Raw genomic sequence first — 26,076 nt, forward strand, 5'->3', positions numbered from 1 at the left:
ACAACATGTTAAAGCTGATTAAAAAAGTGCTGAAAACCGGTACCGCAACGGTGGCCTATCCGGCAAAACCGCTGGAGATGGCGGCCAACTTTCGCGGCAAACCTCAGTACAACGCGCAGCAGTGTATCGGCTGCGGTGCCTGCGCCAATGCCTGTCCGTCCAACGCGCTGACCATGACGCCGCCAGAAGAAGGCGAGGCGATCCGCTGGTCGCTGTTTCTGGGCCGCTGTATTTTCTGCGCGCGCTGCGAGGAAGTCTGCCCGACGGCCGCCATCAGGCTGTCGCAAGAATTTGAACTGGCGGTATGGCGTAAAGAGGATCTGTTTGAAACCGCTGATTTCCCGGTTTGCCGCTGCCGGGAATGCGGCCATCCCTATGCCGTGCAGAAAGAGATCGACTTCGCGCTTTCTCTGTTACAGGAAAGCGCAGCGCTGAGTGAACGGCAGATTGCTGAACGTCGCGAGCAGTATGAAACCTGTCCGTCCTGCAAGAAAAAGCATCAGCTGCCCGCATCCAGCCGGATAGATATTGGCCGCCATCTGACCCCCGAGGCACAGCTATGAGCCAGATCCTGCACGGGCCACGCGACGAAAACGGGTTGCCGGTGCCCGTTACGCTCGACGAGAGCATCGCCAGCCTGAAAAGCACGCTGTTGAACAACATTCGCCGTTCCGCCTACGTTTATCGGGTTGACTGCGGCGGCTGCAACGGCTGCGAAATAGAGATTTTTGCCGCCATTTCACCGCTGTTCGACGCCGAACGCTTTGGCATCAAGGTAGTTCCTTCCCCGCGTCATGCCGATATTCTGCTGTTTACCGGTGCCGTCACCCGCGCCATGCGCGTGCCTGCGCTGCGGGCCTGGGACGCGGCGCCAGACCCGAAAATCTGTATCTCTTATGGCGCCTGCGGCAACAGCGGCGGCATTTTTCACGACCTTTATTGCGTCTGGGGCGGCACGGACAAGATTGTGCCGGTGGATGTTTATATTCCCGGCTGCCCGCCCACGCCCGCCGCCACTATTTATGGTTTTGCCATGGCGCTTGGCCTGCTCGATCAAAAAATTAAAGGTCAGCAGCACCCTGAGGCGGCTGAACCGGCGGCGTTGCTGCACCCTGCGCTGCCGCAGCCGCTGCGGGTATTGCTGGATCGCGAAGCGCGACGCATGGCCGGCTATCGCTATGGTCGCCAGATTGCCGATCGCTTTATGCAGGCGCTGGCCGCGCCCGGCGTGCAGTCCGTAGAACAGCGCGTGGCGGACTGGCTGGATGAGCAGGGCGATCTCCGCCTGGCGGAGATCGTGGGGCATTTACAGCAAATTTATCAGCAGGTTCTGCGCGGGGAGGTTCGCCTGTGAGCACCGAGGTTAACCAACAGCGTTACGCCCGGCATCAGCCGTCGGCCCGCGTCCTGCACGACAAAGTGGTGTTTTACGCTTTGGGCAGCAAATTCGTCGATGAAAAATGCGCGCAGCAGCGTAGCTCGAAGAAAGCCCAAGAGGTGGTTTACTACAGCCTGGCGATTGGTCACCACGTTGGCGTTATCGACTGTCTGCAACCGCAGCTCACCTGCCCGCTTCAAGGCTATCTGCAATGGATTGCCTGCCTGGCGGAAAACAGCGAAGCCCAGCGGAAAATGGCAGGCGTGCGCCGCTTTGGCGAAATCACTATCGACAGCAGTCACACCCATCTGCTGGCCCTGGCGCTGCGCGACGCCCGTGAGCGGATGAGTGCAGAGCAGCAAGCGTGGAGCGATCGCCTGATCGCCCTGCTCCAGCAAATTGAAAACGACCCCGCCATGTACCTGATGGTCAGGAGATACGATGCTTAATTCCTCTTCCCGCTACGCGCTGTTATGCGTGGGCAACAGCATGATGGGCGACGACGGCGCCGGGCCACGCCTGGCCGAACTTTGCGCCGCCGCCCCTTTGCCCGGCTGGACGGTGGTGGATGGCGGAGCCGCGCCGGAAAACGATATTGGCTACCTGCGCGAGCAGCGGCCCGATCGCCTGGTGATTGTGGACGCCACCGACATGGGGCTGGCTCCCGGCGAAATGCGCCTTATCGACGAAAGCGATATCGCCGAAATGTTCGTGATGACCACCCACACGCTGCCGCTCAGCTTTTTAATTCAGCAGCTACGGGAAGCTATTCCGCAGATTACCTTTGTCGGCATCCAGCCCGATGTGGTGGCTTTTTACTATCCCCTTAGCCCAGCGGTCGAGCGGGCGGTTGGCGAGCTTTATCAGCGGCTTCCTCTGCTGGAGACGGGCCTGGGCATCGCGCCTTTTCGCCCGAGGCCAACATGACATAAGTGTCGGGAAAATGACGATACGGCCGACAGACCACAGTCACTCCCCACGAACCCTTATTAACCCATTGAAAATAAATAAGAAAAAATAAACCCTCTGGCTGGAACGCTTTATGCATTACCTCCGCCATAAGGCCGGGATCCGTCGGCCGCTTATTTAATGGAATCAGGAGATTCAGATGAACCGGTTCATCATTGCCGATCCCCAAAAATGTATCGGCTGCCGTACCTGTGAAATCGCCTGCGTGATGGCTCACAGCTTGTCGCAGGATATCTCGCAGCTCAATACCACCACCTTCACGCCGCGTTTGCATGTGATCAAAAGCGTCAACCTCAGTACGCCGGTGCTGTGCCGCCAGTGTGAAGATGCCCCCTGCGCCAACGCCTGTCCGAACGGCGCAATCGTGCGCAGCGGCGACGCAATCCAGGTAATGCAGGAGCACTGCATTGGCTGCAAAACCTGCGTCGTCGCCTGCCCTTATGGCGCGATGGAGGTCGTGGTCAAACCCCTTTTTCGTCAGAACGCGGCGGCGATGACCGCTGTCGCAGATAAAGCCGAAGCGCATAAATGCGATCTGTGTCAGGGCCGTGCAGAAGGCCCAGCCTGTCAGGAAGTCTGTCCGACCAAGGCCTTGCTGACCGTTGACCGCGATCGGCTCAAGGAAATGAACGTAGAAAAACGCCGCCGTGCGGCGCTTGCCAGCACTTCCGGCCTGCTGTTTTAACCCCGGAAAGAGGAAAAATAAGATGAAAAAAGTCACCACCGTCTGTCCTTACTGTGGGGCCGGATGCAAGCTGAACCTGGTCGTGGAAAACAATAAAATTCTCCGTGCCGAAGCCGCCGATGGCGTAACCAATCAGGGCGAGCTGTGCCTGAAAGGCTACTATGGCTGGGATTTTCTCAACGACACTAAACTGCTGACGCCGCGCCTGACGCAGCCGATGATCCGCCGCCAGAAGGGCGGGAAATTCGAAGTAGTCAGCTGGGATGAAGCTATCCGCTATACCGCTAAGCGCCTGAAAGAAATCAAAGAGAAGCACGGCCCGCGCGCGATTATGCATACCGGCTCTTCTCGCGGTACCGGCAACGAAACCAACTATGTCATGCAGAAGTTTGCCCGCGCGGTGATCGGCACCAATAATGTCGACTGCTGCGCCCGCGTTTGTCATGGCCCGTCGGTGGCCGGTTTACAGGCCACGCTCGGCAACGGCGCGATGAGCAATTCCATCAACGATATTGAAAATTCCAAATGCCTGCTGGTGATCGGCTATAACTGTGCGGATTCCCACCCTATCGTGGCTCGCCGCGTAATAAAAGCCAAAGAAAAAGGCGCGCAGATCATTGTCTGCGATCCCCGCCGCATCGAAACCGCCCGTATCGCCGACCAGCATCTGCAAATCAAAAACGGCTGCAATATGGCGCTGGTTAACGCCTTTGCCTACGTGCTGATCGAAGAAGATCTCTACGATCGTGACTACGTGGCGAAATATACGGAAGGATTTGACGAGTACCGTCGCCAGCTGGCCGACTATTCGCCGGAAGCGGTTGCCGAACAGACCGGCGTGTCCGCTCAGCAAATCCGTCAGGCTATGCGCACCTTTGCTGCTGCGCCCTCCGCGACCATTATGTGGGGGATGGGCGTGACGCAGTTTGGTCAGGCTGTCGACGTGGTGAAAGGCCTCGCTGGCCTGGCGCTGCTGACCGGCAATCTGGGCCGTCCGGGCGTGGGCGTCGGCCCGGTGCGCGGGCAAAACAACGTGCAGGGCGCCTGCGATATGGGCGTGCTGCCGAATGAGTTCCCTGGCTATCAGTCGGTGACCGATCCGCAGGTCCGGGCAAAATTTGCCGCAGCCTGGGGTATTGACGTCGAGCGGATGGATGCGGAAATCGGCCATCGCATTACCGAGATCCCGCACCTGGCGCTGGAAGGGCAAGTCAAAGCCTACTACATCATGGGGGAAGATCCGCTACAGACCGAAGCCGATTTAAGCCTGGTGCGCAAGGGGTTTGAGGCGCTGGATTTTGTGGTGGTGCAGGATATCTTTATGACCAAAACCGCCGAGCAGGCTGACGTCATTTTACCCGCCACCTCCTGGGGCGAACACGGCGGCGTATTCTCCTGCGCCGATCGCGGCTTTCAGCGCTTTGAAAAAGCTATCGAACCCAAAGATAACGTTAAGCGTGACTGGGAAATTATCAGCCTGCTGGCAACGGAACTCGGCTATCCGATGCATTACAACGATAACCAGCAAATCTGGGATGAAATGCGCGAACTCTGTCCGCTGTTCTACGGCGCTACCTATGAAAAAATGGGCACGCTGGGACACGTGCAGTGGCCCTGCACCACGCTGGACAGCCCCGGTACGCCTTATCTCTATCAGGACAATCGTTTCACCACGCCAACCGGCAAAGGCCAGCTTTTTGCCGCGCCGTGGCGCGCGCCGGCCGAGGTGCCGGACGCAGATTATCCGCTGGTGCTCTGTACCGTGCGCGAGGTCGGCCACTACTCCTGCCGCTCAATGACCGGCAACTGTTCCGCGCTGCAAACGCTGGCGGATGAGCCGGGTTTTGTGCAGATCAATCCGCAGGATGCGCAGGCGCTGGGCATCCGCGATGGGCAACTGGTTTGGGTCGCCTCGCGCCGCGGTAAAGTCATTTCACGCGCTAATCACAACGAGCGTATTAACGTTGGCGCAGTGTATATGACCTATCAATGGTGGATTGGTGCCTGCAACGAACTGACTCAGGAAAACCTTGACCCCATTTCTAAAACGCCGGAAACCAAATACTGCGCGGTAAAGGTGGAGCGGATTGCCGATCAGTCGTGGGCGGAGAACTACGCGCGTCAAACCTACAGCGAGATGAAAGCGCGCCTGCGCAGCGCCGTGGACGATGCGATCCCGATTGCCGTAACCGCTTAAGTTCTGCGCCAACGCGGAACGGGGGCCAGGTGGATATGACATCCCGTATTCCTTCCGCAAGGGTTCAGGCTAATCCGATCCAGGACCGGGCAGCCCGGTCCTTCAGGAGCTGACTATGTCCGATTCAGGAGTGTCCGTGCGCGTCAGCGGCAAAGTGCAGGGCGTCGGCTTTCGGCCTTTTGTCTGGCAGTTAGCCAGGCGGCTACGGCTACGCGGCGAAGTCTGCAACGACAGCGCGGGCGTGGAAATACGCCTGCTTCAGTCTGCCGCCATTCCGCTCTTTATCGAACGGCTACGGCACGAGCCGCCGCCGCTGGCGCGTATCGACAGCCTCAGCGTCCAGCCTTATGCCTGGCCGTCTCCGCCGCAGGATTTTATCATTGCGGAAACCCGTCAGGGCCGGATGATGACCCAGGTTGCCCCCGATGCGGCAACCTGCCCCGATTGTCTGGAGGAGGTGCTGCACGCGGGCAACCGTCGTTCAGGCTATGCCTTTACTAACTGTACCCACTGCGGCCCGCGCTTTACGCTCATCCGCACCATGCCCTATGACCGGTCAGGCACCAGCATGGCGGCATTTCGCCTTTGTCCCGCCTGTCGCCGGGAGTATCAGGATCCGGCCGACCGCCGCTTTCATGCCCAGCCAGTCGCCTGCCCGCACTGTGGGCCGCAGCTCTTTGCCACCGGGCAGGATGGCACCACGCTGGCACGGGAAAGCGCCGCGATTGACTATGCCGCAGCAGCGCTACTTGCGGGCAAAATTGTGGCGATCAAAGGGCTGGGTGGCTTTCATCTTGCCTGCGATGCTACCCAGCAGCAGGCCGTTATGCGTCTGCGCCAGCGCAAACGGCGACCGGCCAAACCGCTGGCGGTGATGCTGCCGGACATCAGCTGGCTGGCCCGCTGCGGCAGGCGCGATCGGGCGTTGCAGGCGCTGATGCTGTCTGCCGCCGCGCCCATTGTGCTCACGGAAAAAAACGCGACGTCGCCGCTGTGCGCAGCCGTTGCGCCGGGGCTGGATGAAACGGGGTTGATGCTGCCGTTTACGCCGCTGCACCATCTGCTGATGCAGGCCTGCCGGGTGCCGCTGGTGATGACTTCCGGCAACGGCGCCGACCGCGCGCCGGCGCTGACCAACGAAGAGGCGCTGAGCCAGCTTGCTGGCATTGCCGATATCTGGCTGCTGCACGACCGCGATATCATCCAGCGCGCCGATGACTCTCTGGTTCGTCTGGGGCCGCAGGGATTGGAAATACTGCGCCGCGCCCGAGGCTATGTGCCGGATGCCGTCACGCTTCCTCCCGGCCTGACGGCCCGCTCGCCGCTGCTGGCGATGGGCGGCGACCTGAAAAACACCTTCTGCCTGGTACAGGGCGATCGGGCTATGCTCAGCACGCATTTCGGATCGCTGGCAAACAGCGATATTGCGTGCCAGCGGCAGCAGGCCGTTATCCATTTTCAGCAGCTGTATAACTGCACGCCCGCAACGATCGTGCAGGATGCGCATCCTGCTTACGTCGGCAGCCAGCAGAGCGAACGGCCGGTGCTGGAGGTGCTTCATCATCATGCGCATATCGCCGCCTGCCTGGCGGAACATCGCTGGCCGCTGGCGCACGGCCCGGTCATCGGCCTGGCGCTGGACGGGCTGGGCTACGGCGAAAACGGCGCGCTCTGGGGCGGTGAATGCCTGCTGGCAGACTATCACCGCTGTCAGCATCTGGGAGGGTTGCCCGCCGTCGCGCTGCCGGGCGGCGACCGTGCCGCGCGGGAACCCTGGCGCAACCTGTTGGCGCACTGGCTGGCCTTTGTCCCGGACTGGCAGCAGCGGCCAGAGTCTAAGGCGCTGCTGGGCAAGCCCTGGCAGCCGCTTGCGCGCGCGGTGGCCGCTGGCGTTAACTCCCCTTTGGCTTCTTCCTGCGGCCGGTTGTTTGACGCGATAGCCGCCGTGCTCGGCTGCGCGCCTGCCGTGCTTAGTTGGGAAGGAGAAGCCGCCTGCCGCCTGGAGGTTCTGGCCAGGCAGGCAGCAGACATAGCGCATCCCGTTACGCTGCCGCTGCGCCATACGGCAACGGGCACGCGGCTGGACCTGGCGGTGTTCTGGCAGCAATGGCTGGACTGGCAGGCAGCCCCTGCGGCGCGCGCGTTTGCCTTCCATGACGCGCTGGCGCGGGGATTTGCCGCCCTCGCCCATTATCATGCCGGACAAACGGGTCTGGATACCGTCGCGGCTGGCGGCGGCGTCCTGCAATCGCGCCTGCTGCGCCAGCTTTTACAACGCTATTTATCGCCTCTTCATGTGCTGATGCCGCAGCATATTCCCGCTGGCGACGGCGGGCTGGCGCTGGGCCAGGCCGTTATTGCCTGCGCCCGCTTGCACAACGCGGCTCCTCATACTGTTACCAGGGATTGTTATGACTAACTCTGCTTTTTTTCGTACTCATCGCCGGGCTTTCTGGCTGTTAAGCGCCCTGCTGATGGCCAATCTGCTGGCCTGGGGCTGGGCGCTGGTGCTTTTCCGCCACCATGCCACGCTGATTGCGGCGGCCGTGCTTGCCTATGGTTACGGCCTGCGCCATGCGGTAGACGCTGACCACATCGCCGCCATTGATAACGTCACCCGTAAACTGATGCAGCAAAATCAGCGGCCTGTGGCGGTCGGCGCGTTTTTCTCTCTCGGCCATTCCAGCATCGTGGTGTTGGCGTGCGTGGCGATTGCCGCCGCCGCTCTGCTCTCCGGCAGCGAAATCAGCTGGCTGCATCACTATGGCAGCGTTATCGGCACGCTGGTTTCCGCGCTGTTTTTGTTGCTGATGGCGCTGCTGAATACGCTGATCCTGCGTGATGTTTATCACCGTTTTCAGCAGGCGAAACAGAGAAAAACCTTCAGCGATCGGCCTCCCCTGCCGGGCGCTGTAATGAGCAGGCTGTTTGGCCGCGCCTTTACCCTGGTTAATAAAAGCTGGCAGATGTATCTGGTGGGTTTTTTGTTCGGTCTGGGCTTTGATACGGCTACGGAGATCGGCCTGCTGGGCCTCTCTGCGGCAGGCGCTTCCAGCGGGATGTCGGTCTGGAGCATTCTGGTGTTCCCGGCGCTGTTCGCCAGCGGCATGGCGCTGGTGGATTCCCTGGACAATTTTATGATGGTGGGCGCCTATGGCTGGGCGTTTAAGCAGCCGGTACGCAAGCTCTACTACAACATGATGATTACGGCGACCAGCGTGCTGATTGCCTTGCTGATCGGCGGACTGGAAGCGCTGGGATTACTGGCGGATAAGCTCGATTTACACGGCGGGATATGGACGATCGTCAACAATCTGAACGGCAATATGGGCAGCGTTGGCTACCTCTGCGTGGCAATTTTCGTCGCTGCCTGGGGCTTCTCGGTGCTGAACTATCGCCGTAAAAATTATGATGCGCTAAATATTACCCAGCCGTAACCGGGAGCGGCATTGCCGACAGCGGTCGAAAGGCTCGCGCTATCGGCAATGCTGTGAAAACAGCGGCCTCGGCCTCGCCGCCACGCGCTGACCGTAAAGCCAGGCATCATGCCGGTATCTTCATGCTCCAGCAGATGACAGTGCGCCATACAGGCCCGGTCCCTGTCCGCAAGATTTTCTAAGCTGCCTGTACGGCAGTGAACGGTCTTTAGCAGCATGAATCAGCACGCACTAATTTCTAAGCTGCCTGTACGGCAGTGAACTTACTTCGTCCAGGTGATCGCGATGCTTAATTTTTCTAAGCTGCCTGTACGGCAGTGAACATTCACATCGCCGAATGACACGCTATTCAACTTTTCTAAGCTGCCTGTACGGCAGTGAACAGCCATTTCCAGCACTGATTCAATAACTGCCGTTTCTAAGCTGCCTGTACGGCAGTGAACTTCTGCGGCCCGATTTTTATGCCGCCCGCCACTTTCTAAGCTGCCTGTACGGCAGTGAACATTAAAATTGGGTGCGTAATTGGTACTTTCACTTTCTAAGCTGCGCCTGTACGGCAGTGAACTTTACCCACGATCTGACCGTTCTGACGGAACATTTCTAAGCTGCCTGTACGGCAGTGAACTGAAGGGCTGGCGCTATACATTGCCGGTAGCTTTTCTAAGCTGCCTGTACGGCAGTGAACTTAAACGCCGAGTTCAGATCTACGACGTTGGTTTTCTAAGCTGCCTGTACGGCAGTGAACGCCTACACCGAAATCCAGCATGCCACCACGGCTTTCTAAGCTGCCTGTACGGCAGTGAACCCAGTACCCGCCACCCGTTTCTTTTGAGCGTTTTTCTAAGCTGCCTGTACGGCAGTGAACGTTCATCGCCCGAGGCGCAACAGAAAATCGCTTTTCTAAGCTGCCTATACGGCAGTGAACATTAGCGTATACCGACGCCACCCCTACTGTACTTTCTAAGCTGCCTGTACGGCAGTGAACTATTACTGCTGCAATATCTGGCGCTGCTCGACTTTCTAAGCTGCCTGTACGGCAGTGAACACGTCATGGCAGGCGGAGGTTTAGAGGATATCTTTCTAAGCTGCCTGTACGGCAGTGAACCGCACGCCTGAGCGTCAGCGCGAGCTGAAAGCTTTCTAAGCTGCCTGTACGGCAGTGAACACCGCCTGCACGTCGATCGAATTGATGCTGTCTTTCTAAGCTGCCTGTACGGCAGTGAACCGCGCTGTTCCAGCTCGCCCGGATTTTTTAACTTTCTAAGCTGCCTGTACGGCAGTGAACCTCTTCCAGTTGGGCGATCTGCTCTTTCAGCTTTTCTAAGCTGCCTGTACGGCAGTGAACGGCATGCACATAAATCCCAAACCTGGTCTCCATTTCTAAGCTGCCTGTACGGCAGTGAACAGAGCAAGGAGCGACCATATGCCGTGCTCACTTTTCTAAGCTGCCTGTACGGCAGTGAACATTTGCTGCTCTGTGACTCCGTACCTGCCGAGTTTCTAAGCTGCCTGTACGGCAGTGAACATCTTCATCACCGGCACGCTTGCCGACTGGCATTTCTAAGCTGCCTGTACGGCAGTGAACGCAATGGAGCAGCACGGCGCAATAGGCTGCGCTTTCTAAGCTGCCTGTACGGCAGTGAACAGTTGCCTCTTTAGCTTAACCCAATATTTTTTCAGCGAAATTGACCTTAGCCCTGTAAAAACCCTTTTTCAGCCACGTGATTCAATGCATTTGCAATCAATCACTTAAGCAAGCCACCAAAAAAAGGGTGCCGTCCGTCAGCCGCTACGCGCTGACCGTAAAGCCAAGCATCATGCCGGTATCTTCATGCTCCAGCAGATGACAGTGCGCCATATAGGCCCGCTCTTTGTCCGCCAGATGGTCAAAGCGCACCAGCACTTCGCTGCGCCAGCCTTCCACCCGAACCGTGTCTTTCCAGCCGCTGCGGTGCGGCGCGGGCGGCTTGCCGTTTTCAGAGATAATACGAAACTGCGTGCCGTGAATATGGAATGGATGCAGCATCTCGTCGCCCTCGCCGGAAATCGTCCACTTTTCCGTCACGCCCTGCTTTACATCGAAAGCGGGTTTGGTCATATCGAAAGCGACCCCGTTGATCTTATTGCCGTTATGAAAATCGTACTGCTCAGGCTGCTGATGCGCCATCGAGTGGTCTGCGCCGCCGTCCATAGCGTGGCCCTGCATTCCCGGCATTGCCGCGTGGTCTCCGCCCATGTCCTGCATTGATTCGCCGTCGTGCGCATCGCCGCTCATACCGGCCATCGCCGCGTGGCCGTATCTTTGCATCAATGCCACCATGCCGCGACGATCCAGCTCGGGATCCATCGACAGCTGTAGCCAGCGAGTTTTCAGGTCGGCCTGGGCGGGCAGCGGCGGCACGTCCACCAGCTTATCCGGCAGCGACCCGCTGGCCATCACCCGGAGTGGCTGAATGCTCAGCAGCGGCAGCGGCTGGTTGAACGGCGCCAGCGACATGCCCATCTGCCGCACCGGCAGCGTCTGCAAATCAAACGGCTTGCCGTCCAGCGTGTCGACCAGCACCTCAAAGCGCTCGCCCGGCATCATCGACAGCTCGGTCACTTTTACCGGCTCGCTCAGCAGGCCGCCGTCGCCGCCAATCACATAAAGCGGGCGCCGATCGCTGGCGGCAATATTCAGCGAGCGGGCGTTACAGCCGTTGAGCAGCCGCAGCCGCAGCCAGCCGCGCGGCACGGCGTGTTGTGGATAAATCGCGCCGTTGGTCAGCATCGTATTGCCAAACCAGCCTACGGCAGCGCTCATCACGTCCAGCTCGTAGTCAATTTTGCTGCCGTCCACCGACAGTTTTTTATCCTGGAGGATCACCGGAATATCGTCGATGCCCCAGATTTTCGGCAGCAGCAGTTTCTCCGTTGCGTCGTCTTTCAGGATAACCAGACCGGCCAGGCCCTGGGCGACCTGATAGCCGGAGCGGCCATGCTGATGAGGATGGAACCAGCAGGTCGCGCCGGGCTGATCGGGGGTAAAGCTGACGGTGCGCGTGGCGCCGGGGGCAATCTGCGCCTGCGGGCCGCCGTCTACGCCGCCAGGCAGCTCCAGCCCGTGCCAGTGAACCGTGGTGGCTTCCGGCAGCTGATTCCGCAGGTTGATGGTGACCGGCTTGCCGCGCTCCAGCTGGATCGCCGGGCCGAGCAGGCTGCCGTTATAGCCCCAGGTCGGCACCGCTTTATCCAGCCAGCGGGTGCTGCCCTGCTGCGCCGTTACGGTCATCTCGCCACGCGCATCCGGCGTTAATAAGGCCGGAATGGGCAGCGCGGGACGTGGCTGCGCGGCCATCAGCGATCGGCTCCACAGGGGTAGTGCGCTGGCCGCGCCCAGCGCGGTGCTCAGCTTTATAAAATCACGACGTTGCATCAGTCTTCCTCGACCCGGCTCTTATTTATTGCCTGCAGCATAAACCCTTCCCCCAAGGGAAGGTCAAGTTTCACCGCGCCCTGCTGGAAAATTGCGTTTTACGGACATTTCTCTGCTGAAATTGACTGTCGGCCGACGGTAACTGTGCTAACGTCAGAGTATTGACACCCTTTGAGTACAGTTATGAAGAAAAGCATCAAGGCTCTGTTGTTACTGGGCCTGTTTGGCTTCTCATCGACAAGTTTTGCGCTGAGCGAGTCGGAAGCGGAAGATCTGGCGGATCTGACCGCTGTTTTTGTTTACCTGAAAAATGACTGCGGCTATCAGGATCTTCCGGACGGACAGATCCGTCGCGCGCTGGTCTTTTTCGCCCGGCAGAACCGCTGGGATCTGAGCAACTACAGCAGTTTTAATATGAAATCGCTGGGCGCGGACAGCTATCGCGATTTAAGCGGCATCGCCGTGCCCAACGACACCAAATGCAAATCACTGGCCCGCGATTCGCTCAGCCTGCTTGCCTACGTGAAGTAACCCCCGCCGTTTTCCGCCGCCAGTTTGACCGTGCAAGCACGGTCAGAGTTGGCTATCATATCGCGCCCATTTTTCGTGGCTGCTACAACCAGGAGAGCCGTACCATGGCCGAAAAAGAGATGTGGTATGAAACGCTTCATACCGGTTTTGGGCAGTATTTTGCTGTCGATAAAATTTTATACCGCGAACAAACCGGACATCAGGATCTGGTTATCTTTGAAAACGCCGAGCTGGGTCGGGTGATGGCGCTGGACGGCGTGGTGCAAACCACCGAGCGCGATGAATTTATCTATCACGAGATGATGACCCACGTGCCGCTGCTGGCGCACGGCGCGGCGAAGCGCGTGCTGATTATCGGCGGCGGCGACGGCGCAATGCTGCGTGAAGTCAGCCGTCATCAAAACATTGAACAGATTACGATGGTAGAAATCGACGCGGGCGTGGTGACGTTCTGCAAAGAGTATCTGCCGAATCATAATGCGGGGGCTTATGAAGATCCGCGCTTCAGGCTGGTAATCGATGACGGCGTCAATTTCGTGCGCCAGTGCAATGAAAAATTCGACGTCATTATTTCTGACTGCACCGATCCGATTGGACCGGGCGAAAGTCTGTTTACCTCGGAATTTTATGAAGGATGCCGGCGCTGCCTCAATGAAAACGGCATTTTTGTGGCGCAGAATGGCGTCTGCTTCCTGCAGCAGGACGAAGCGGTCAACAGCCATCGCAAGCTGAGCCACTATTTCCGCGACGTCAGCTTTTACCAGGCGGCCGTACCGACCTATTACGGCGGCATCATGACCTTTGCCTGGGCAAGCGACAACCCGGCGCTGCGCCAGCTGGATACGGCCACGCTTGCGGCGCGTTACCAGCAGGCCGGCCTGACCTGTCGCTATTACAATCCGGCGATCCACACCGGCAGCTTTGCCCTGCCGCAATATCTGTTGAATGCGCTGGCTGACCAGCCGGGCATTTTAAGGGGGTGAACGAAATTGCAAAAGCTTAAACTACATGGCTTCAACAACCTGACGAAAAGCCTGAGTTTTTGTATCTACGATATCTGTTACGCGAATACCGATGCGGAGCGTGACGGCTACATTGCGTACATTGATGAGCAGTACAATGCCAACCGTCTGACGGAGATCCTTAGCGAAACCTGCTCGATTATCGGCGCTAACGTGCTGAATATTGCGCGCCAGGACTATGAGCCACAGGGCGCCAGCGTCACCATTCTGGTGAGCGAAGAGCCGATCGATCCGAAAGATATCGATAAGTCGGAGCATCCTGGCCCGCTGCCGGGTTCGGTGGTCGCGCACCTGGATAAAAGCCATATCTGCGTGCATACCTATCCGGAGAGCCACCCGGAAGGCGGACTCTGCACCTTCCGCGCGGATATTGAGGTGTCGACCTGCGGCGTGATTTCGCCACTGAAAGCGCTGAACTATCTGATCCACCAGCTGGAATCGGATATCGTCACCATCGACTATCGCGTGCGCGGCTTTACCCGCGACGTGAACGGCGTGAAGCACTTTATCGATCACGAGATCAATTCGATTCAGAATTTTATGTCGGAAGATATGAAGTCGATGTACGACATGATGGACGTCAACGTCTATCAGGAGAACATCTTCCATACCAAGATGCTGCTGAAAGATTTTGATTTAAAACATTATCTTTTCAATACCCGCCCGGAAGATCTGACACCGCAGGAGCACAAGCGCATTACCGACCTGCTGTGGAAAGAGATGCGGGAAATTTACTACGGCCGCAATATTCCTTCTGTAGGCTTTAAAACGCTGTAAGAAGCTGGTCTCTACCACGGGCGGCCTGCGGGCGGCCCGTTTTGCTCAGGGTTTCGCCAGCGTCAGCGTAAACGGCTGCCCGCTCAGCGTCTTCACTTCCTGCTCGCCCAGCAGCTCGTCGGTAATGATATCGGTCAGGCTTTGCAGCGGCGTGGCGCAGAACAGCGACCAGGAACCATATTTGCTGCTGTCCGCTAACAGCACCCTGCGTCGCGCGTTGATCAGCAAATCCTCTTTCAGCCCCGCTTTTTCTTCGGTCGGCGTGGTGATGCCCTTCTCCAGGCTCCACGAGTTACAGCTGACAAACGCGACGTCCGGGTAGATATTCCGCAGCAGCCTGCGCCCGTGCTCGCCAATGCAGGACTGGCTGGAGTCGTCGATGCGCCCGCCGATAATCGTCACCTCAATCTGCCTGAACTCCGACAGAAACAGCGCGATATGCAGGTCGGCGGTGATCACCCGCAGCGGCAGATGCGTCAGCTGACGCGCCAGTTCCAGCATGGTGGTGCCGGCATCCAGCACCACCGCGTCGTTGGCTTTCACCAGGCTGGCCGCCGCCAGGGCGATAGCCTGTTTTTCCGTGAGATGACGCTGCATCTTTTCCAGCGTGGTGGGCTGAGCGGGAATAAAGCGGTTAAGGGTAACGCCGCCGTGCGTCCGGCTGATTACCCCTTCCCGATCCAGTTTGATCAGATCCCGTCGGATCGTAGCCGGCGACGCGGAAATCGCCGCCACCAGCTGATCGACAGTCACCAGATTATGGCTTTTCAGATAGTCCATGATCTGGTCCAGGCGACTTTGTCCCTTCATAGGTCCTTATGCAAGCTGCATCGCTAGCTGAATGGAAATCGCCATGCTCTCAGACTTCGCTTTACCTGTCCAGGCAATATCAAACGCCGTGCCGTGGTCAGCCGAGGTGCGGATAAACGGCAGGCCAGCGGTAATATTCACGCCGTCGTAAAAGCCCAGCAGCTTAAGCGGAATATGCCCCTGGTCGTGGTACATCGCCACCACGATGTCGTACTGGCCTTCATAGCACTGCAAAAACACCGTATCCGGCGGGCACGGGCCGAAGGCGTTGACGCCCTGCGCTTTCATGGCTTCTATGGCCGGGCCGACGATGGCGATCTCTTCGTCGCCGAACAGCCCGTTTTCGCCCGCGTGCGGATTAACGCCCGCCACCGCGATACGCGGCTTATCATAGCCGACGCGCCTGAGGAAGGTTTCCGCCATGCCGATTACCGTCTCCACCCGCTCGCGGTTGAGCGTATCCAGGAACTTACGCAGCGCGATATGCGTGGTGACGTGGATCACCTTCAGGCGATCGGTATAAAGCACCATCGCGTAGTTTTTGCTGTCGGTCAGCTTCGCCAGCAGCTCGGTATGGCCGGGATAGAGATGGCCCGCCGAATGCAGCGCCTCTTTGTTCAGCGGCGCGGTGGCGATAGCCTGCACTTCGCCCGCCAGCGCCAGTTCGGTTGCGCGCTTCACGCAGCGGTAGGCCAAATCGCCTGCGGCTACCTGCACCACGCCGGGCTTTAACGCATCAGGATCGGCCAGCGGCTCGTCGATAACGTTAATAATGCCCGGCGCAAAGCGCGCTTCGGCCACGCTGTTAACTATCCGCAGCTCCGCCTGCGGCGTAATGCCCATCGCCATAATTCGCCGCAGCGTGCTGGCGCAGCCCACTACCACCGCAGGCGCGCCGGAAAGCTCGCCCTCCGCCAGGGATTTGATGATTATTTCCGGGCCAATACCCGCCGGATCGCCCATGGTAACCGCAATAATTTTACTCACTCGCCTTCTCCTCAATAAAACGAAAAACTTCTACCAGGGTGTTTTCATCACCAAAACCGCCAGCCTTGGTAAGCACCAGCAGGTTGTCGTTACCTTGCAGCAGATGGCCGTAAGGCACGCAGCCCGCCACCTGCCCTGAAATCTGAAAGCCCTGCGCGCCCAGCCCGCGCGCCACCGCTATCGCCACGTCGCCGCCGGAGAGATAAAGCGCTGAAGGCGTAACGTCGCGCAGCACGTCGGCGGTCAGTTCCGCCAGATAAGCGCAAATCTGTTCGCCAAGCTGCTGGCGGCTGAGATCGAGCCGTTCGCACAGCGAGGCGATAGCCTGACGCTGCTCCGCCTGCTGGCAGGTGCGGATCACGCAGTGTCGGCCCTGCTGTAGCGCCTCCGTCACCGCCTGTCGCCAGCGCTGTCCCGGCGCGCCGCCGCTAAAAAGCTGACTGATATCCACATCGATCAGCCGGATTGCCTTTTGCCGCATCAGCTGCGTTATCTGCCGCTGCGCGACTTCACTCATCGAGCCTATAACCGCCAGCCCGGCGTTTACCGGAGCGGGCGAGCCTGCCATCCCGCCCGGCGCCAGCCTCGTCAGCCGCCTGCCCAGCGCGTCGCTCAGCCCGGCGGCACCCACCAGCAAAGGGCGCTCGTCCAGCTCGTCCGCCGCCTGCATGATGCGTTGCAGATCGGCGTCCGTTTGCGCATCCAGCACGATCAGCCGCTTGCCGTCAGCAATAGCCGCTTCGATGCGTTGCCGCAGATCCGCCTGCGCCGACAGCGGGATCAGGCCAACCGGCAGCGTGGTTTGCTCGCCAAGGCGCGCCGCTATGCTGGCACTGCTTACCGGCGTTTTAGGATCGCTGGCATATTCCGTTTCCGTCAGCAGGCGGCCATCGATATAGCAGCAGCCTTCTACGGTGGTACGGCCCAGCGCGGGCACCGCTGGCGCTATCAGCGCCACGCGTTTATCGCCTGCCAGCAAAGCCGCTTCGATTTCCGCGCCGGGATTGCCGCGCAGCGTCGAGTCGATTTTTTTAAACAGCCAGCCGTCGCGGGCCACATCCCTTCTGCCCGCTATCGCCGCAGCGGTACGCCGGGCGGCCTGTTCCGCGCTGGTCGCCCGGCTGTCGGTATTGACGACCCAGGCATCGGCCTGTTCCACGGTGGGCGTGGCCGCATCAAACAGCACATGAACCCGCGCGCCGACGTTGGCAAGCCCGACCCCGGCATCGTTCGCGCCGGTAAAGTCATCCGCAATCACCAGCACAGGCATCTTCCATTTTGTGCGCATCTTCATCACTCCCTAAGTTCGACAAGCCGGTTTTCATTGGGAGTGATTATATTCAATCACAATTGATTATATGTGAGCACGGTCAAATTAATCAAAATCAATTTGCCCTATAAATTCCTCCTGCCTGCCGCGAATGAGCAGGTTAATGACCAAATGTAATCAATTCACCCTCAGCCAGGACAGGACTTATGACCATTAACAGCACCGTGATTGCTGGTTACCAGGCGCTTAGCGACATCGGCTATCTGTTGCAAAACCATCGGCACGTGCTGCTGGTGACGGATAAAAACATTGTCGGCATTCCGGCGGTGCAAACGCTGATCCAACAGATTGGCAGCAGAGCGACGCTGAGCATTGTGGACAGCGTGCCGCCGGAGCCGAGCCAGCATGACGTGGCGGCGATAGTGGCGTCGCTGCCGGGGAAAAAGGTGGATATGGTGGCTGGCGTCGGCGGCGGCAGCGTGCTGGACGTCGCCAAACTGCTTTCCGTGCTCTGCGTTGAGGACGCGCCTTCGCTGGAAGCGCTGCTGGCCGGTGAAAAACCGCTGCGCCGCACGGCCTCGCTGTTGATCCCAACGACCGCAGGCACGGGTTCCGAAGCCACGCCAAACGCGATCCTCGCTATCCCGGAGAAAGAAACCAAGGTCGGCATTATCTCGCCGGTGATGCTGCCGGATTACGTGGTGCTGGCGCCCGAACTGACCACCAGTATGCCCGCGCATATCGCCTCTTCCACCGGCATCGATGCGCTTTGCCATCTGATTGAGTGCTTCACCGCCACCGTCGCCAATCCGGTCAGCGACAACTACGCGCTGATCGGCATGAAAAAGCTGTTCGCCAGCCTGGAAAAGACGATTGCGGAGCCGGATAACCTGGCGGCGCGTCTGGATATGCTCTGGGCATCGTATTACGGCGGCGCGGCCATCGCCCATGCCGGTACGCACCTGGTGCACGCCATGTCCTATCCGCTGGGAGGCAAATATCACCTGCCGCACGGCGTGGCGAACGCCATTTTGCTGGCACCGTGTATGCGTTTTGTCCGTCCTGCGGCGGTCAGCAAGTTCGCCCAGGCTTACGACCTGCTGCCGGACGCCGACGCCTCGCTGAGCGAAGAAGCGAAGTCCGTGGCGCTGGTTGACTATTTCGCCGCGCTGGTGAAGCGCCTGAAGCTGCCTGCCAGCCTGGACGAGCTGGGCATCAACGCTGAGCATCTGCCTTATCTGGTCGAGGCCGCGCTGGACGTGCAGCGCCTGATGAAAAACGTGCCGTGTGCGGTCAGCGCCGACGACGTCCGCGAGGTCTATCTGACCCTGTTTCCGACCCTGAATCACTAACCGAATAATGAGGCCATGATGAACACAATCACCGGCGTACTGACCGCCATCGTCACCCCTTTTACCGCTGACGGCGACTACTGCGAGCAGGCGATGCGCCAGCAGATCCAGCGCCAGCTTGCCGCTGGCAACGGTATTTTTTGCGGCGGCACCAACGGCGAGTTTTTTGTGCTTAACGAGCAGGAAAAGCTGGCGGTCACCGCCACCTGCGTGGAGGAAGTCGCGGGCAAAGCGCCGCTGGTGGCGCACGTGGGCGAAATCTCCACCCGCGAAACCATTCGCCTGGGCAAGCAGGTCGCCAGACTGGGCGTGGATGCCGTTTCGGTTATCACGCCTTACTTCGTGCCGCTAAAACAGGAGGAGCTGATCGCCCATTACGAGGCGGTCGCCGACGCGCTGGAGGTGCCGGTCTTTCTGTATAACATTCCGGCCCGCACCGGCAACACGCTCCAGCCGCAGACGGTGCGCAAACTGGCCGCGCATCCCAATATCGTTGGCATCAAAGACAGCGCGGGCAGTTATGAGAGCCTGAGCGGCTTTTTGCAGGCGGCGCAGGGCACGGAAAATTTCAGCGTGCTGAACGGCCCGGACTCGCTGATCCATCAGGGCTTTGTTGACGGCTGCGCCGCCTGCATCTCCGGGCTGGCCAACGTCGCGCCGAAAGAGATCAACGCCATCTGGGCGCGTTTTAACGACGGCGATATCGAGGGGTCGCGCCGCGCGCAGGAAAACGTGACCGGTCTGCGCACCGACCTTTACAGCGTCGCCTTCTCGCCAGCGGCGGTGAAAAAAGCCGTGGCGCTGATGGGCTATGACGTAGGCGAAAGCCGCTATGCCGTGCGCTTCAGCGCCGAAGAAGAGCAGCGTATTCGCCAGATTGTTAATCAGTACACCCGGTAACCCGACCGTGGCGACGCGGCAAAAATGACCGCGCCCCGCTTCGTCGACCCTTTATTTTGCGGCGCGCCCGCTCTTCGACCAGGACAAGCAAAATGAAAGTGATCTGTACCTCGCCCTCGTTTGCCAAATATGACGCGCAGCCCATCGCCACGCTGAAGGCGCAGGGCTTTGAGCTGATAACGCTGCCCGCCGACGCGTCGCTGGACGCGCTGATGCCGCATCTGGCCAAGACGGTGGCGATGATCGTGGCCTTTACCGAGGTCGACGACGCGCTGCTGGCGCTGGCGCCGCAGCTGAAAATTGTCTGCAAGCACGGCGTCGGCGTGGACAACATCGATCTCGATGCGGCTAAGGCGCGCGGCGTGACCGTTACCAACGTGCCGGACGCCAACAAGCATGCCGTGGCGGACTTCGCCTTTGCGCTGATCCTCAACGCTGCCCGTCAGGTGACGCAGGCGGTGACGGAAACGCGCGCCGGGAACTGGCCGCGTATTTTCGCCACCGACGTCTATGGCAAAACGCTGGGCATTGTCGGCCTGGGCAATATCGGCAAGCAGGTCGCGCTGCGCGCCAGCGGCTTTAATATGCGCGTGCTGGCTTTTGACTACTATCCCGACGAGAAATTTGCCGCCGAACATAATATCCGGTTCGTCTCTCTGGATGAGCTGACCGAACAAAGCGACTTTATTACGCTGCACACGCCGCTGACCGCAGAGACGCACAGCCTGTTTGATGCCACGCGCATCCGCAGCATGAAGCAGTCCGCTTTTTTAATTAACGTCTCACGCGGCGGCGTGGTGAACGAAAACGATCTGTACCACGCGCTGGCCGACAACCTGATTGCTGGTGCCGCCGCAGACGTATTCGACCACGAGCCGCTGGAGCGCCATCCGCTGTTTTCACTGCCTAATTTTATGCCCACCTCGCATATTGCTGGCTATACCGACGGCGCTATCAGCGCCATCGGCGAGCGCTGCGTTCAGCAAATTATTCAGTGCGTTAAACAACAGCAGCGGCCGGTAAATGCCCTGTAGTCAAACGCGGGACGCCGTTTCCGTCCCGACTTAAAAAGCCGACCGTCGAGTCGGCCACTAACCTCTGAACGAGCCAGGACGATGAAAACTGCAAACCCAACCCGTATCCGCTGGTGGATCGCTGGCCTGATGTGGCTGGCTATCGCCATTAACTATATCGACCGCACCGTGCTGTCGGCCGCCGCGCCGCACCTGATCGACGAGCTGAAGCTCAGCCCCGAACTGATGGGCTTTATTATGGCGGCGTTCTTCTGGTCCTATTCGCTGTTGCAGATCCCGGCGGGCTGGTTTGCCGACCGCTTCGGACAGAAAAAAGGGCTGGGGCTGGCCGTTGCCTGGTGGTCCATCGCTACCTCCATGATGGGGCTGGCGACCGGCTTTAAATCGCTACTGGCGCTGCGCCTGGCGTTAGGCGTCGGCGAAGCGGCCGCCTATCCCAGCAATGCGGGCATTACGGCGCGCTGGTTCCCGGATAAAGAGCGCGCCACCGTCTCTGGTCTGTTCGACAGCGCCTCTAAATTCGGCGGCGCCGTGGCGATGCCGCTGATCGTCTGGATGATCTATCTGTTCGACTGGCGCCTGACCTTTCTGATTATCGGCGCGGTCGGGCTGCTGTGGGTGATCGCCTGGTATTTTATCTATGCGGAGAACCCGGAAGAGCACAAAGCTATCAGCGCTCAGGAAATCAGCCTGATCCGCGACGGCCAGGCCCGTAAGCACGGCGATAAAAACGTTCGCCCGATGAAGTGGTACAAGCTGCTGCGCTACCGCAACATCTGGGCCATGTGCATCGGTTTTTTCACCATCAACTACACCTCCTATTTCTTTATCACCTGGCTGCCCACTTATCTGGTGAAAGAGAAAGGCATGGATTTTATCAAGATGGGGATGATCGCCGCCCTGCCGCTGCTGTGCGGCATGATTATCGAAGTGGCAGCAGGCTGGGCTTCCGATCGGCTGGTGCATAAGAAGGTGCTGTCTCTGACCGCCACCCGCAAGCTTTTCCTGACTGTCGGCCTGCTGATGGCGCTCTGCATCGGCTTTGCGCCCTTTACCGATTCCGTGTTTATGACCGTGTTTCTGCTCTGCGTGGCGAAGTCCGGCACCACGGTAGCCGCCTCGCAGGTTTGGGCGCTGCCCGGCGACGTCGCGCCGAAAAACAGCGTCTCTATCGTGGCCGGCTTGCAGAACACCGTTTCCAATATGGGCGGCGCTATCGGGCCAATTGTGACCGGCGCTATCGTCGCCGCGACCGGATCTTTTACCTGGGCGCTGGTGTTCTCCGCCGCGCTGGTGATGATTGGCATCATTAACTACCTGTTTTTGATGGGTAAAGTTGAACCAATTAACGAAGAAGAGCACGCCTCGTCGCCCCAGGCGGTAGCGAGTCGGACATAATTTTCAGCCCGTGCGGCAGTATGCAGGCCGTACGGGGATCTACCTCCAGCGCTTTCGGCGCTTAACCCTACAAAGGCGTGAAAAGAGCCGCAAGGCCGCCGCGTCTGCTCATAGTGAGGCATCACAATGAAAGCGTTTTCTACTGAAGGCACGTTGATTATTATCTGTATGGTGGTCGCCTATATTTTATTTACCACCTGGCTGACTTACCGCTTAAGAAGTAAAAGCTCCGGCGACTTTATGGAAGGGTCGCGCGCTATGCCCGCTTTTATCGTGGGTATTATGCTGATGTCAGAATATATCGGCGCCAAATCCACCATCGGCACGGCGCAGGCCGCCTTTGAGGATGGTTTTGCCGCTTCCTGGTCGGTCATCGGCGCGGCAATTGGCTTTCCCATTTTCGGGCTGCTGCTGGTCAAGCGTATCTATAATACCGGCAAGATTACTATTTCCGGCGCGATAGCGGAAAAGTACGGCAGCACCACCAAGAATATTATCTCTATTATTATGATTTATGCGCTGCTGCTGGTGAACGTAGGGAATTACGTCAGCGGCGCGGCGGCTATTTCCACCGTATTAAAAGTTAATCTGCCCGTTGCGGCCTTTATTACCGCTATCGTCAGCACCTTCTATTTCGCCTTTGGCGGCATGAAAGGTATGGCGTGGGTCACCATGCTGCACAGCGCGCTGAAATATGTCGGCATCCTGATTATTCTTGGCGTGGCGCTGAAAATGACCGGCGGCATCACGCCGATGGTCGAGAAAATGCCGTCCTTTTACTGGACGTGGGACGGCCATGTCGGCGCCAGCACCATCGTCGCCTGGCTGATTGGCACCATCGGCTCGATCTTCTGCACCCAGTTTGTGATTCAGGCGATCTCTTCCACTAAAAGCCCGGCGGCGGCCAGACGCGCCACCTGGGTCGCCTTTTTCTTCTGCCTGCCTATCGGTATCGCTATCGCCATGATCGGCGTGGCGGCGAAATATCTGTACCCCGAGATCAACAGCCTCTATGCGCTGCCGGTGTTTTTGCAGGATATGAGCCCGTGGCTGGCCGGTATCGTCACCACGTCGCTGGTCGCGTCGATCTTCGTCAGCGTCGGCACCGTGGCGCTGGCTATCGCGTCGCTGATTGTAAAAGATTTCTATGTGCCGTACCGCAACCCCACGCCGGAGCGCGAATTCAAAATGACGCGCTGGCTGTCGCTGGCAATCGGCTTTGCGCCGCTGGTCTTTGTGCTGTTCGTGCCGGAAGTGCTTAAGCTTTCGTTCTTTACCCGCGCCATTCGCCTGTCGATTTCCGTGGTGGCGATCATCGCCTTCTATCTGCCGATGTTTAAAAGCGCGCGCGGCGCAAACTGGGGGCTGATTGGCGCCTGCGTAATGACCTCCGTCTGGTTTGTGCTGGGCGATCCTTTCGGCATCAACAACATGTATATCGCGCTGATTACGCCAGCGGTGATTATGGCTATCGACTATATGATCCCAAGCCGTCAGAGCGTGAAGAAAACCGACAACCGTATGCAAAAAAGTGGAGCCTGAGATGAGTGAAACCCTGACCGTAGAACGCAGCGGCCTTGTGCAGCCCGCGGATAACGCCACGCGACTGCGCAGCGCCATGCTGCCCTCGCCCTGCCCGCAAAATCACGCGGCTAATCTGCTGCCTTTGCCGGATGGCGATCTGCTTTGCGTCTGGTTTGGCGGCACTCAGGAAGGCATTGCCGATATCTCCATCTGGTGCTCGCGGCTGGCGAAAAACAGCGAGCGCTGGAGCGAACCGCAGAAACTTTCCGACGACAGCAGCCGCTCCGAGCAAAATCCGGTGCTGTTTTTAGCGCCCGACAACGTGCTGTGGCTGCTGTGGACGGCGCAGAAATCCGGCAATCAGGACACCGCCATCGTGCGTTTTCGTCAGTCGCAGGATTTCGGCAAAAGCTGGGGGCCGATCGCCACGCTGCTGGACAAGCCCGGCACCTTTATTCGTCAGCCAATTGTGGTGTTAGCCAACGGCAACTGGCTGCTGCCGGTGTTCTACTGCACCACGCGGCCAGGCGAAAAATGGGTCGGCAACGAGGATACCAGCGCGGTGAAAATCTCCGCTGACCACGGTAAAACCTGGCGCGACGTGGCGGTGCCGGAAAGCACCGGCTGCGTGCATATGAATATTACCCTGCTGAAAGATGGCTCGCTGCTGGCGCTGTTTCGCAGCCGCTGGGCGGATAATATTTACGCCAGCCGTTCCGTTGATAACGGCGAAAGCTGGTCGGCGCCGCAGCCGACGGAACTGCCGAATAATAATTCGTCAATCCAGGTCACGACGCTGACTAACGGCGATCTGGCGCTGGTATTTAACGCCATGAGCGCCGAAGGCGCCAGCGAGCGGCGTCTTTCCCTCTACGATGAAATTGAGGATGAGGAAGGCGATACTGCCGTTGCGCCCGTGACGCACGCCGGTAAAACGGCGTTCTGGGGGGCGCCGCGCGCGCCGATGACGCTGGCGATTTCAGCCGACGGCGGCCGCAGCTGGCCGTGGCAACGCAACCTCGACGAAGGCGACGGTTACTGCATGACCAATAATTCGCAGCAGAAGCTGAACCGCGAGTTCTCCTATCCCAGCATCAAACAGGGGCTGAATGGCGAACTGCATATTGCCTACACTTATTTCCGCCAGGCGATTAAATACGTCTGCGTGGACGAGGCCTGGGCTAAGGAGGCGCCATGATTACCGGTAATCTGTCGACGCTGAAAATGGCAACGCTGCCGCCCGTGCTTGCCGCGCTGCTTGCCAGGCCGGAACATCATCTGGCGGCGCTGAGCGCGCATGATGACGGCCGCATCCAGCCGGAAGGGGAAAGCTGGTTCTGCACGCTGAGCCCGGCGCGCACCGCACCGGCGGCAACGCGGCATACCGAATTTCACCGGCAGTATCTGGATATTCAGATCCTGCTGGCGGGCGAAGAGATCGTCCATTTTTCCTGTGCCGATGCCCGTAACCAGCAGGCGGAAGAGCGCAAGCCGGATTTGTTTATCGTTGAGCGCCCCTGGCTGCCGCATTCGGTGCGTTTGCAGCCCGGCGATTTCGTGATTTTCTATCCTGGCGAAGCGCATCAGGCGCTTTGCGCGGTCGGCGAACCGGCAGCGGTACGCAAGGCGGTATTTAAGATCCCGCTGGCGATGCTGGAGGCGCGCGCATGAGCCGTCACGCGTTGATCACGGGCGTCAGCTCCGGCATTGGCGCCGCCACCGCCGATAAGCTGTTGGAAGAAGGCTGGCGCGTAACCGGGCTGAGCCGCACGCTGGTTAAGCGCGACAGCGACGCTTTCGTCTCGCTTTCGGTGGATCTGTTTGACACCGCCGCGCTGAAGCGGGCGCTGGTTAGCTTGCCGCCGGTCGATGCGGTTATTCACGCCGCTGGCATGATGAAGGCCGCGCCGCTGGGCGATCTGGATGAGGAGACAAGCGAAAAGCTCTGGCAACTGCATATTCGGGTAGCAGAGGTGCTGGCGAATCAGCTGGCGCCGCAGCTACCCACGGGCGGGCGCATTGTACTGATCGGCAGCCGCACTTCAACCGGCGCGGCGGGACGTAGCCAGTATGTCAGTACCAAATCGGCGATGAAAGGCATGGTAAGAAGCTGGGCGGCGGAGCTGGCGCCGCGCGGCATTACCGCCAATATTGTCGCGCCGGGCGCAACGGCGACGCCGATGTTAAGCCAGCCCGGACGGGAAAGTTCGCCGCCGAAAATGCCGCCGATCGGGCGTTATATCCAGCCGGAAGAGGTCGCCGCGCTGGTCGGCTATCTGCTCTCCCCCGCCGCCGATGCTATCACCGGCCAGGAGCTGGTGATCTGCGGCGGCGGATCGCTGTAGCCGAGGTTTTAAGGGCAAGCAGCTGCCACCAACGGCAGCTCCTTT

General features: G+C 59.2%; 23 protein-coding genes, 1 pseudogene and 2 CRISPR repeat arrays. Of the genes and pseudogenes, 19 read left to right on the top strand and 5 right to left on the bottom strand.

Features of this window, described 5'->3' with window-relative positions; genetic code table 11:
- Positions 1-5 precede the first annotated feature (5 nt).
- The 8 genes from AB6T85_RS10365 to AB6T85_RS10400 all read left to right on the top strand — a co-directional run bounded on the left by AB6T85_RS10365 (position 6) and on the right by AB6T85_RS10400 (position 8,666).
- Complete coding sequence (locus AB6T85_RS10365; RefSeq protein WP_253455232.1) at positions 6-563, top strand: formate hydrogenlyase complex iron-sulfur subunit; 558 nt, start codon at positions 6-8, stop codon at positions 561-563.
- Entirely contained in the window at positions 560-1,354 is a 795-nt protein-coding gene (locus AB6T85_RS10370; RefSeq protein WP_369895496.1) for an NADH-quinone oxidoreductase subunit B family protein, read from the top strand. Before AB6T85_RS10365 ends, AB6T85_RS10370 begins: the two co-directional genes overlap by 4 nt.
- Before the next feature lie 53 nt (positions 1,355-1,407).
- Positions 1,408-1,827, top strand: coding sequence for a formate hydrogenlyase maturation HycH family protein (locus AB6T85_RS10375; RefSeq protein WP_253461112.1), 420 nt, complete (start codon positions 1,408-1,410; stop codon positions 1,825-1,827).
- Positions 1,820-2,305: a hydrogenase maturation peptidase HycI gene (hycI, locus tag AB6T85_RS10380; RefSeq protein WP_253455234.1), complete on the top strand. Its 486-nt coding sequence runs from the start codon at positions 1,820-1,822 to the stop codon at positions 2,303-2,305. Before AB6T85_RS10375 ends, hycI begins: the two co-directional genes overlap by 8 nt.
- A 181-nt stretch (positions 2,306-2,486) precedes the next feature.
- Positions 2,487-3,032 carry an electron transport protein HydN gene (gene hydN, locus AB6T85_RS10385; RefSeq protein WP_369895497.1) on the top strand — a complete coding sequence of 182 codons (546 nt, stop codon included), beginning with the start codon at positions 2,487-2,489 and terminating at the stop codon, positions 3,030-3,032.
- Positions 3,033-3,054: 22 nt separating this feature from the next.
- Positions 3,055-5,229: a formate dehydrogenase subunit alpha gene (gene fdhF / locus AB6T85_RS10390; protein WP_253455236.1), complete on the top strand. Its 2,175-nt coding sequence runs from the start codon at positions 3,055-3,057 to the stop codon at positions 5,227-5,229.
- Between the two features lie 115 nt (positions 5,230-5,344).
- Positions 5,345-7,648 (top strand): carbamoyltransferase HypF, encoded by a 2,304-nt coding sequence (gene hypF, locus AB6T85_RS10395; RefSeq protein WP_369895499.1) that lies wholly within the window; start codon positions 5,345-5,347, stop codon positions 7,646-7,648.
- Entirely contained in the window at positions 7,641-8,666 is a 1,026-nt protein-coding gene (locus tag AB6T85_RS10400; RefSeq protein ID WP_301251406.1) for a HoxN/HupN/NixA family nickel/cobalt transporter, read from the top strand. The genes hypF and AB6T85_RS10400 overlap by 8 nt, the downstream gene beginning before the upstream one ends.
- A gap of 89 nt (positions 8,667-8,755) precedes the next feature.
- On the opposite strand, the pseudogene AB6T85_RS10405 reads toward AB6T85_RS10400, so the two are convergent.
- Positions 8,756-8,836, bottom strand: a pseudogene (locus tag AB6T85_RS10405) (multicopper oxidase domain-containing protein); the annotation flags it as partial.
- Positions 8,837-8,841: 5 nt separating this feature from the next.
- A CRISPR array of direct repeats spans positions 8,842-9,170; the repeat unit is 28 nt; unit sequence TTTCTAAGCTGCCTGTACGGCAGTGAAC.
- Between the two features lie 93 nt (positions 9,171-9,263).
- Positions 9,264-10,311: direct repeats of the CRISPR family, unit length 28 nt; unit sequence TTTCTAAGCTGCCTGTACGGCAGTGAAC.
- 144 nt (positions 10,312-10,455) lie between these two features.
- On the bottom strand, positions 10,456-12,081 hold the full coding sequence (gene cueO / locus AB6T85_RS10410; RefSeq protein WP_301730695.1) for a multicopper oxidase CueO: 1,626 nt from the start codon (positions 12,079-12,081) through the stop codon (positions 10,456-10,458).
- Positions 12,082-12,264: 183 nt separating this feature from the next.
- On the opposite strand from cueO, the gene AB6T85_RS10415 reads away from it, so the two are divergent.
- The 3 genes from AB6T85_RS10415 (at position 12,265) to speD (ending at position 14,411) form a co-directional block, all read left to right on the top strand.
- On the top strand, positions 12,265-12,612 hold the full coding sequence (locus tag AB6T85_RS10415; protein ID WP_125289041.1) for a YacC family pilotin-like protein: 348 nt from the start codon (positions 12,265-12,267) through the stop codon (positions 12,610-12,612).
- A 104-nt stretch (positions 12,613-12,716) separates the two neighbouring features.
- Positions 12,717-13,595, top strand: coding sequence for a polyamine aminopropyltransferase (gene speE / locus AB6T85_RS10420; RefSeq protein ID WP_301251408.1), 879 nt, complete (start codon positions 12,717-12,719; stop codon positions 13,593-13,595).
- A 6-nt stretch (positions 13,596-13,601) separates the two neighbouring features.
- Entirely contained in the window at positions 13,602-14,411 is an 810-nt protein-coding gene (gene speD, locus AB6T85_RS10425; protein WP_369895500.1) for an adenosylmethionine decarboxylase, read from the top strand.
- A gap of 45 nt (positions 14,412-14,456) precedes the next feature.
- On the opposite strand, the gene AB6T85_RS10430 is transcribed toward speD, so the two are convergent.
- Genes AB6T85_RS10430 through dtnK form a run of 3 tightly spaced genes read right to left on the bottom strand, consistent with a single transcriptional unit; the run spans position 14,457 to position 17,496 of the window.
- Complete coding sequence (locus AB6T85_RS10430) at positions 14,457-15,221, bottom strand: DeoR/GlpR family DNA-binding transcription regulator (protein ID WP_301251410.1); 765 nt, start codon at positions 15,219-15,221, stop codon at positions 14,457-14,459.
- Between the two features lie 6 nt (positions 15,222-15,227).
- Complete coding sequence (locus tag AB6T85_RS10435) at positions 15,228-16,208, bottom strand: D-threonate 4-phosphate dehydrogenase (RefSeq protein ID WP_369895502.1); 981 nt, start codon at positions 16,206-16,208, stop codon at positions 15,228-15,230.
- Complete coding sequence (gene dtnK / locus AB6T85_RS10440; protein WP_369895503.1) at positions 16,201-17,496, bottom strand: D-threonate kinase; 1,296 nt, start codon at positions 17,494-17,496, stop codon at positions 16,201-16,203. The genes AB6T85_RS10435 and dtnK overlap by 8 nt, the downstream gene beginning before the upstream one ends.
- A gap of 188 nt (positions 17,497-17,684) precedes the next feature.
- On the opposite strand from dtnK, the gene AB6T85_RS10445 reads away from it, so the two are divergent.
- The 8 genes from AB6T85_RS10445 to AB6T85_RS10480 all read left to right on the top strand — a co-directional run bounded on the left by AB6T85_RS10445 (position 17,685) and on the right by AB6T85_RS10480 (position 26,031).
- Positions 17,685-18,830, top strand: coding sequence for an iron-containing alcohol dehydrogenase (locus AB6T85_RS10445; RefSeq protein WP_301251414.1), 1,146 nt, complete (start codon positions 17,685-17,687; stop codon positions 18,828-18,830).
- Positions 18,831-18,845: 15 nt separating this feature from the next.
- Positions 18,846-19,730, top strand: coding sequence for a dihydrodipicolinate synthase family protein (locus tag AB6T85_RS10450; protein WP_253455243.1), 885 nt, complete (start codon positions 18,846-18,848; stop codon positions 19,728-19,730).
- A gap of 92 nt (positions 19,731-19,822) precedes the next feature.
- Positions 19,823-20,764, top strand: coding sequence for a phosphoglycerate dehydrogenase (locus AB6T85_RS10455; RefSeq protein ID WP_253455244.1), 942 nt, complete (start codon positions 19,823-19,825; stop codon positions 20,762-20,764).
- A gap of 81 nt (positions 20,765-20,845) precedes the next feature.
- Positions 20,846-22,162: an MFS transporter gene (locus AB6T85_RS10460; RefSeq protein WP_253455245.1), complete on the top strand. Its 1,317-nt coding sequence runs from the start codon at positions 20,846-20,848 to the stop codon at positions 22,160-22,162.
- A 126-nt stretch (positions 22,163-22,288) separates the two neighbouring features.
- Positions 22,289-23,704, top strand: coding sequence for a sodium:solute symporter family protein (locus tag AB6T85_RS10465; RefSeq protein ID WP_369895504.1), 1,416 nt, complete (start codon positions 22,289-22,291; stop codon positions 23,702-23,704).
- A 1-nt stretch (position 23,705) separates the two neighbouring features.
- Positions 23,706-24,884 (top strand): sialidase family protein, encoded by a 1,179-nt coding sequence (locus tag AB6T85_RS10470; protein WP_369895505.1) that lies wholly within the window; start codon positions 23,706-23,708, stop codon positions 24,882-24,884.
- Positions 24,881-25,357: a NanQ anomerase/TabA/YiaL family protein gene (locus tag AB6T85_RS10475; RefSeq protein WP_369895506.1), complete on the top strand. Its 477-nt coding sequence runs from the start codon at positions 24,881-24,883 to the stop codon at positions 25,355-25,357. The genes AB6T85_RS10470 and AB6T85_RS10475 overlap by 4 nt, the downstream gene beginning before the upstream one ends.
- Positions 25,354-26,031 (top strand): SDR family NAD(P)-dependent oxidoreductase, encoded by a 678-nt coding sequence (locus tag AB6T85_RS10480; RefSeq protein WP_253455249.1) that lies wholly within the window; start codon positions 25,354-25,356, stop codon positions 26,029-26,031. Before AB6T85_RS10475 ends, AB6T85_RS10480 begins: the two co-directional genes overlap by 4 nt.
- The last annotated feature ends 45 nt before the right edge of the window (positions 26,032-26,076 follow it).

Source organism: Erwinia aeris, assembly GCF_041224955.1.
Lineage (GTDB): Bacteria > Pseudomonadota > Gammaproteobacteria > Enterobacterales > Enterobacteriaceae > Erwinia > Erwinia aeris.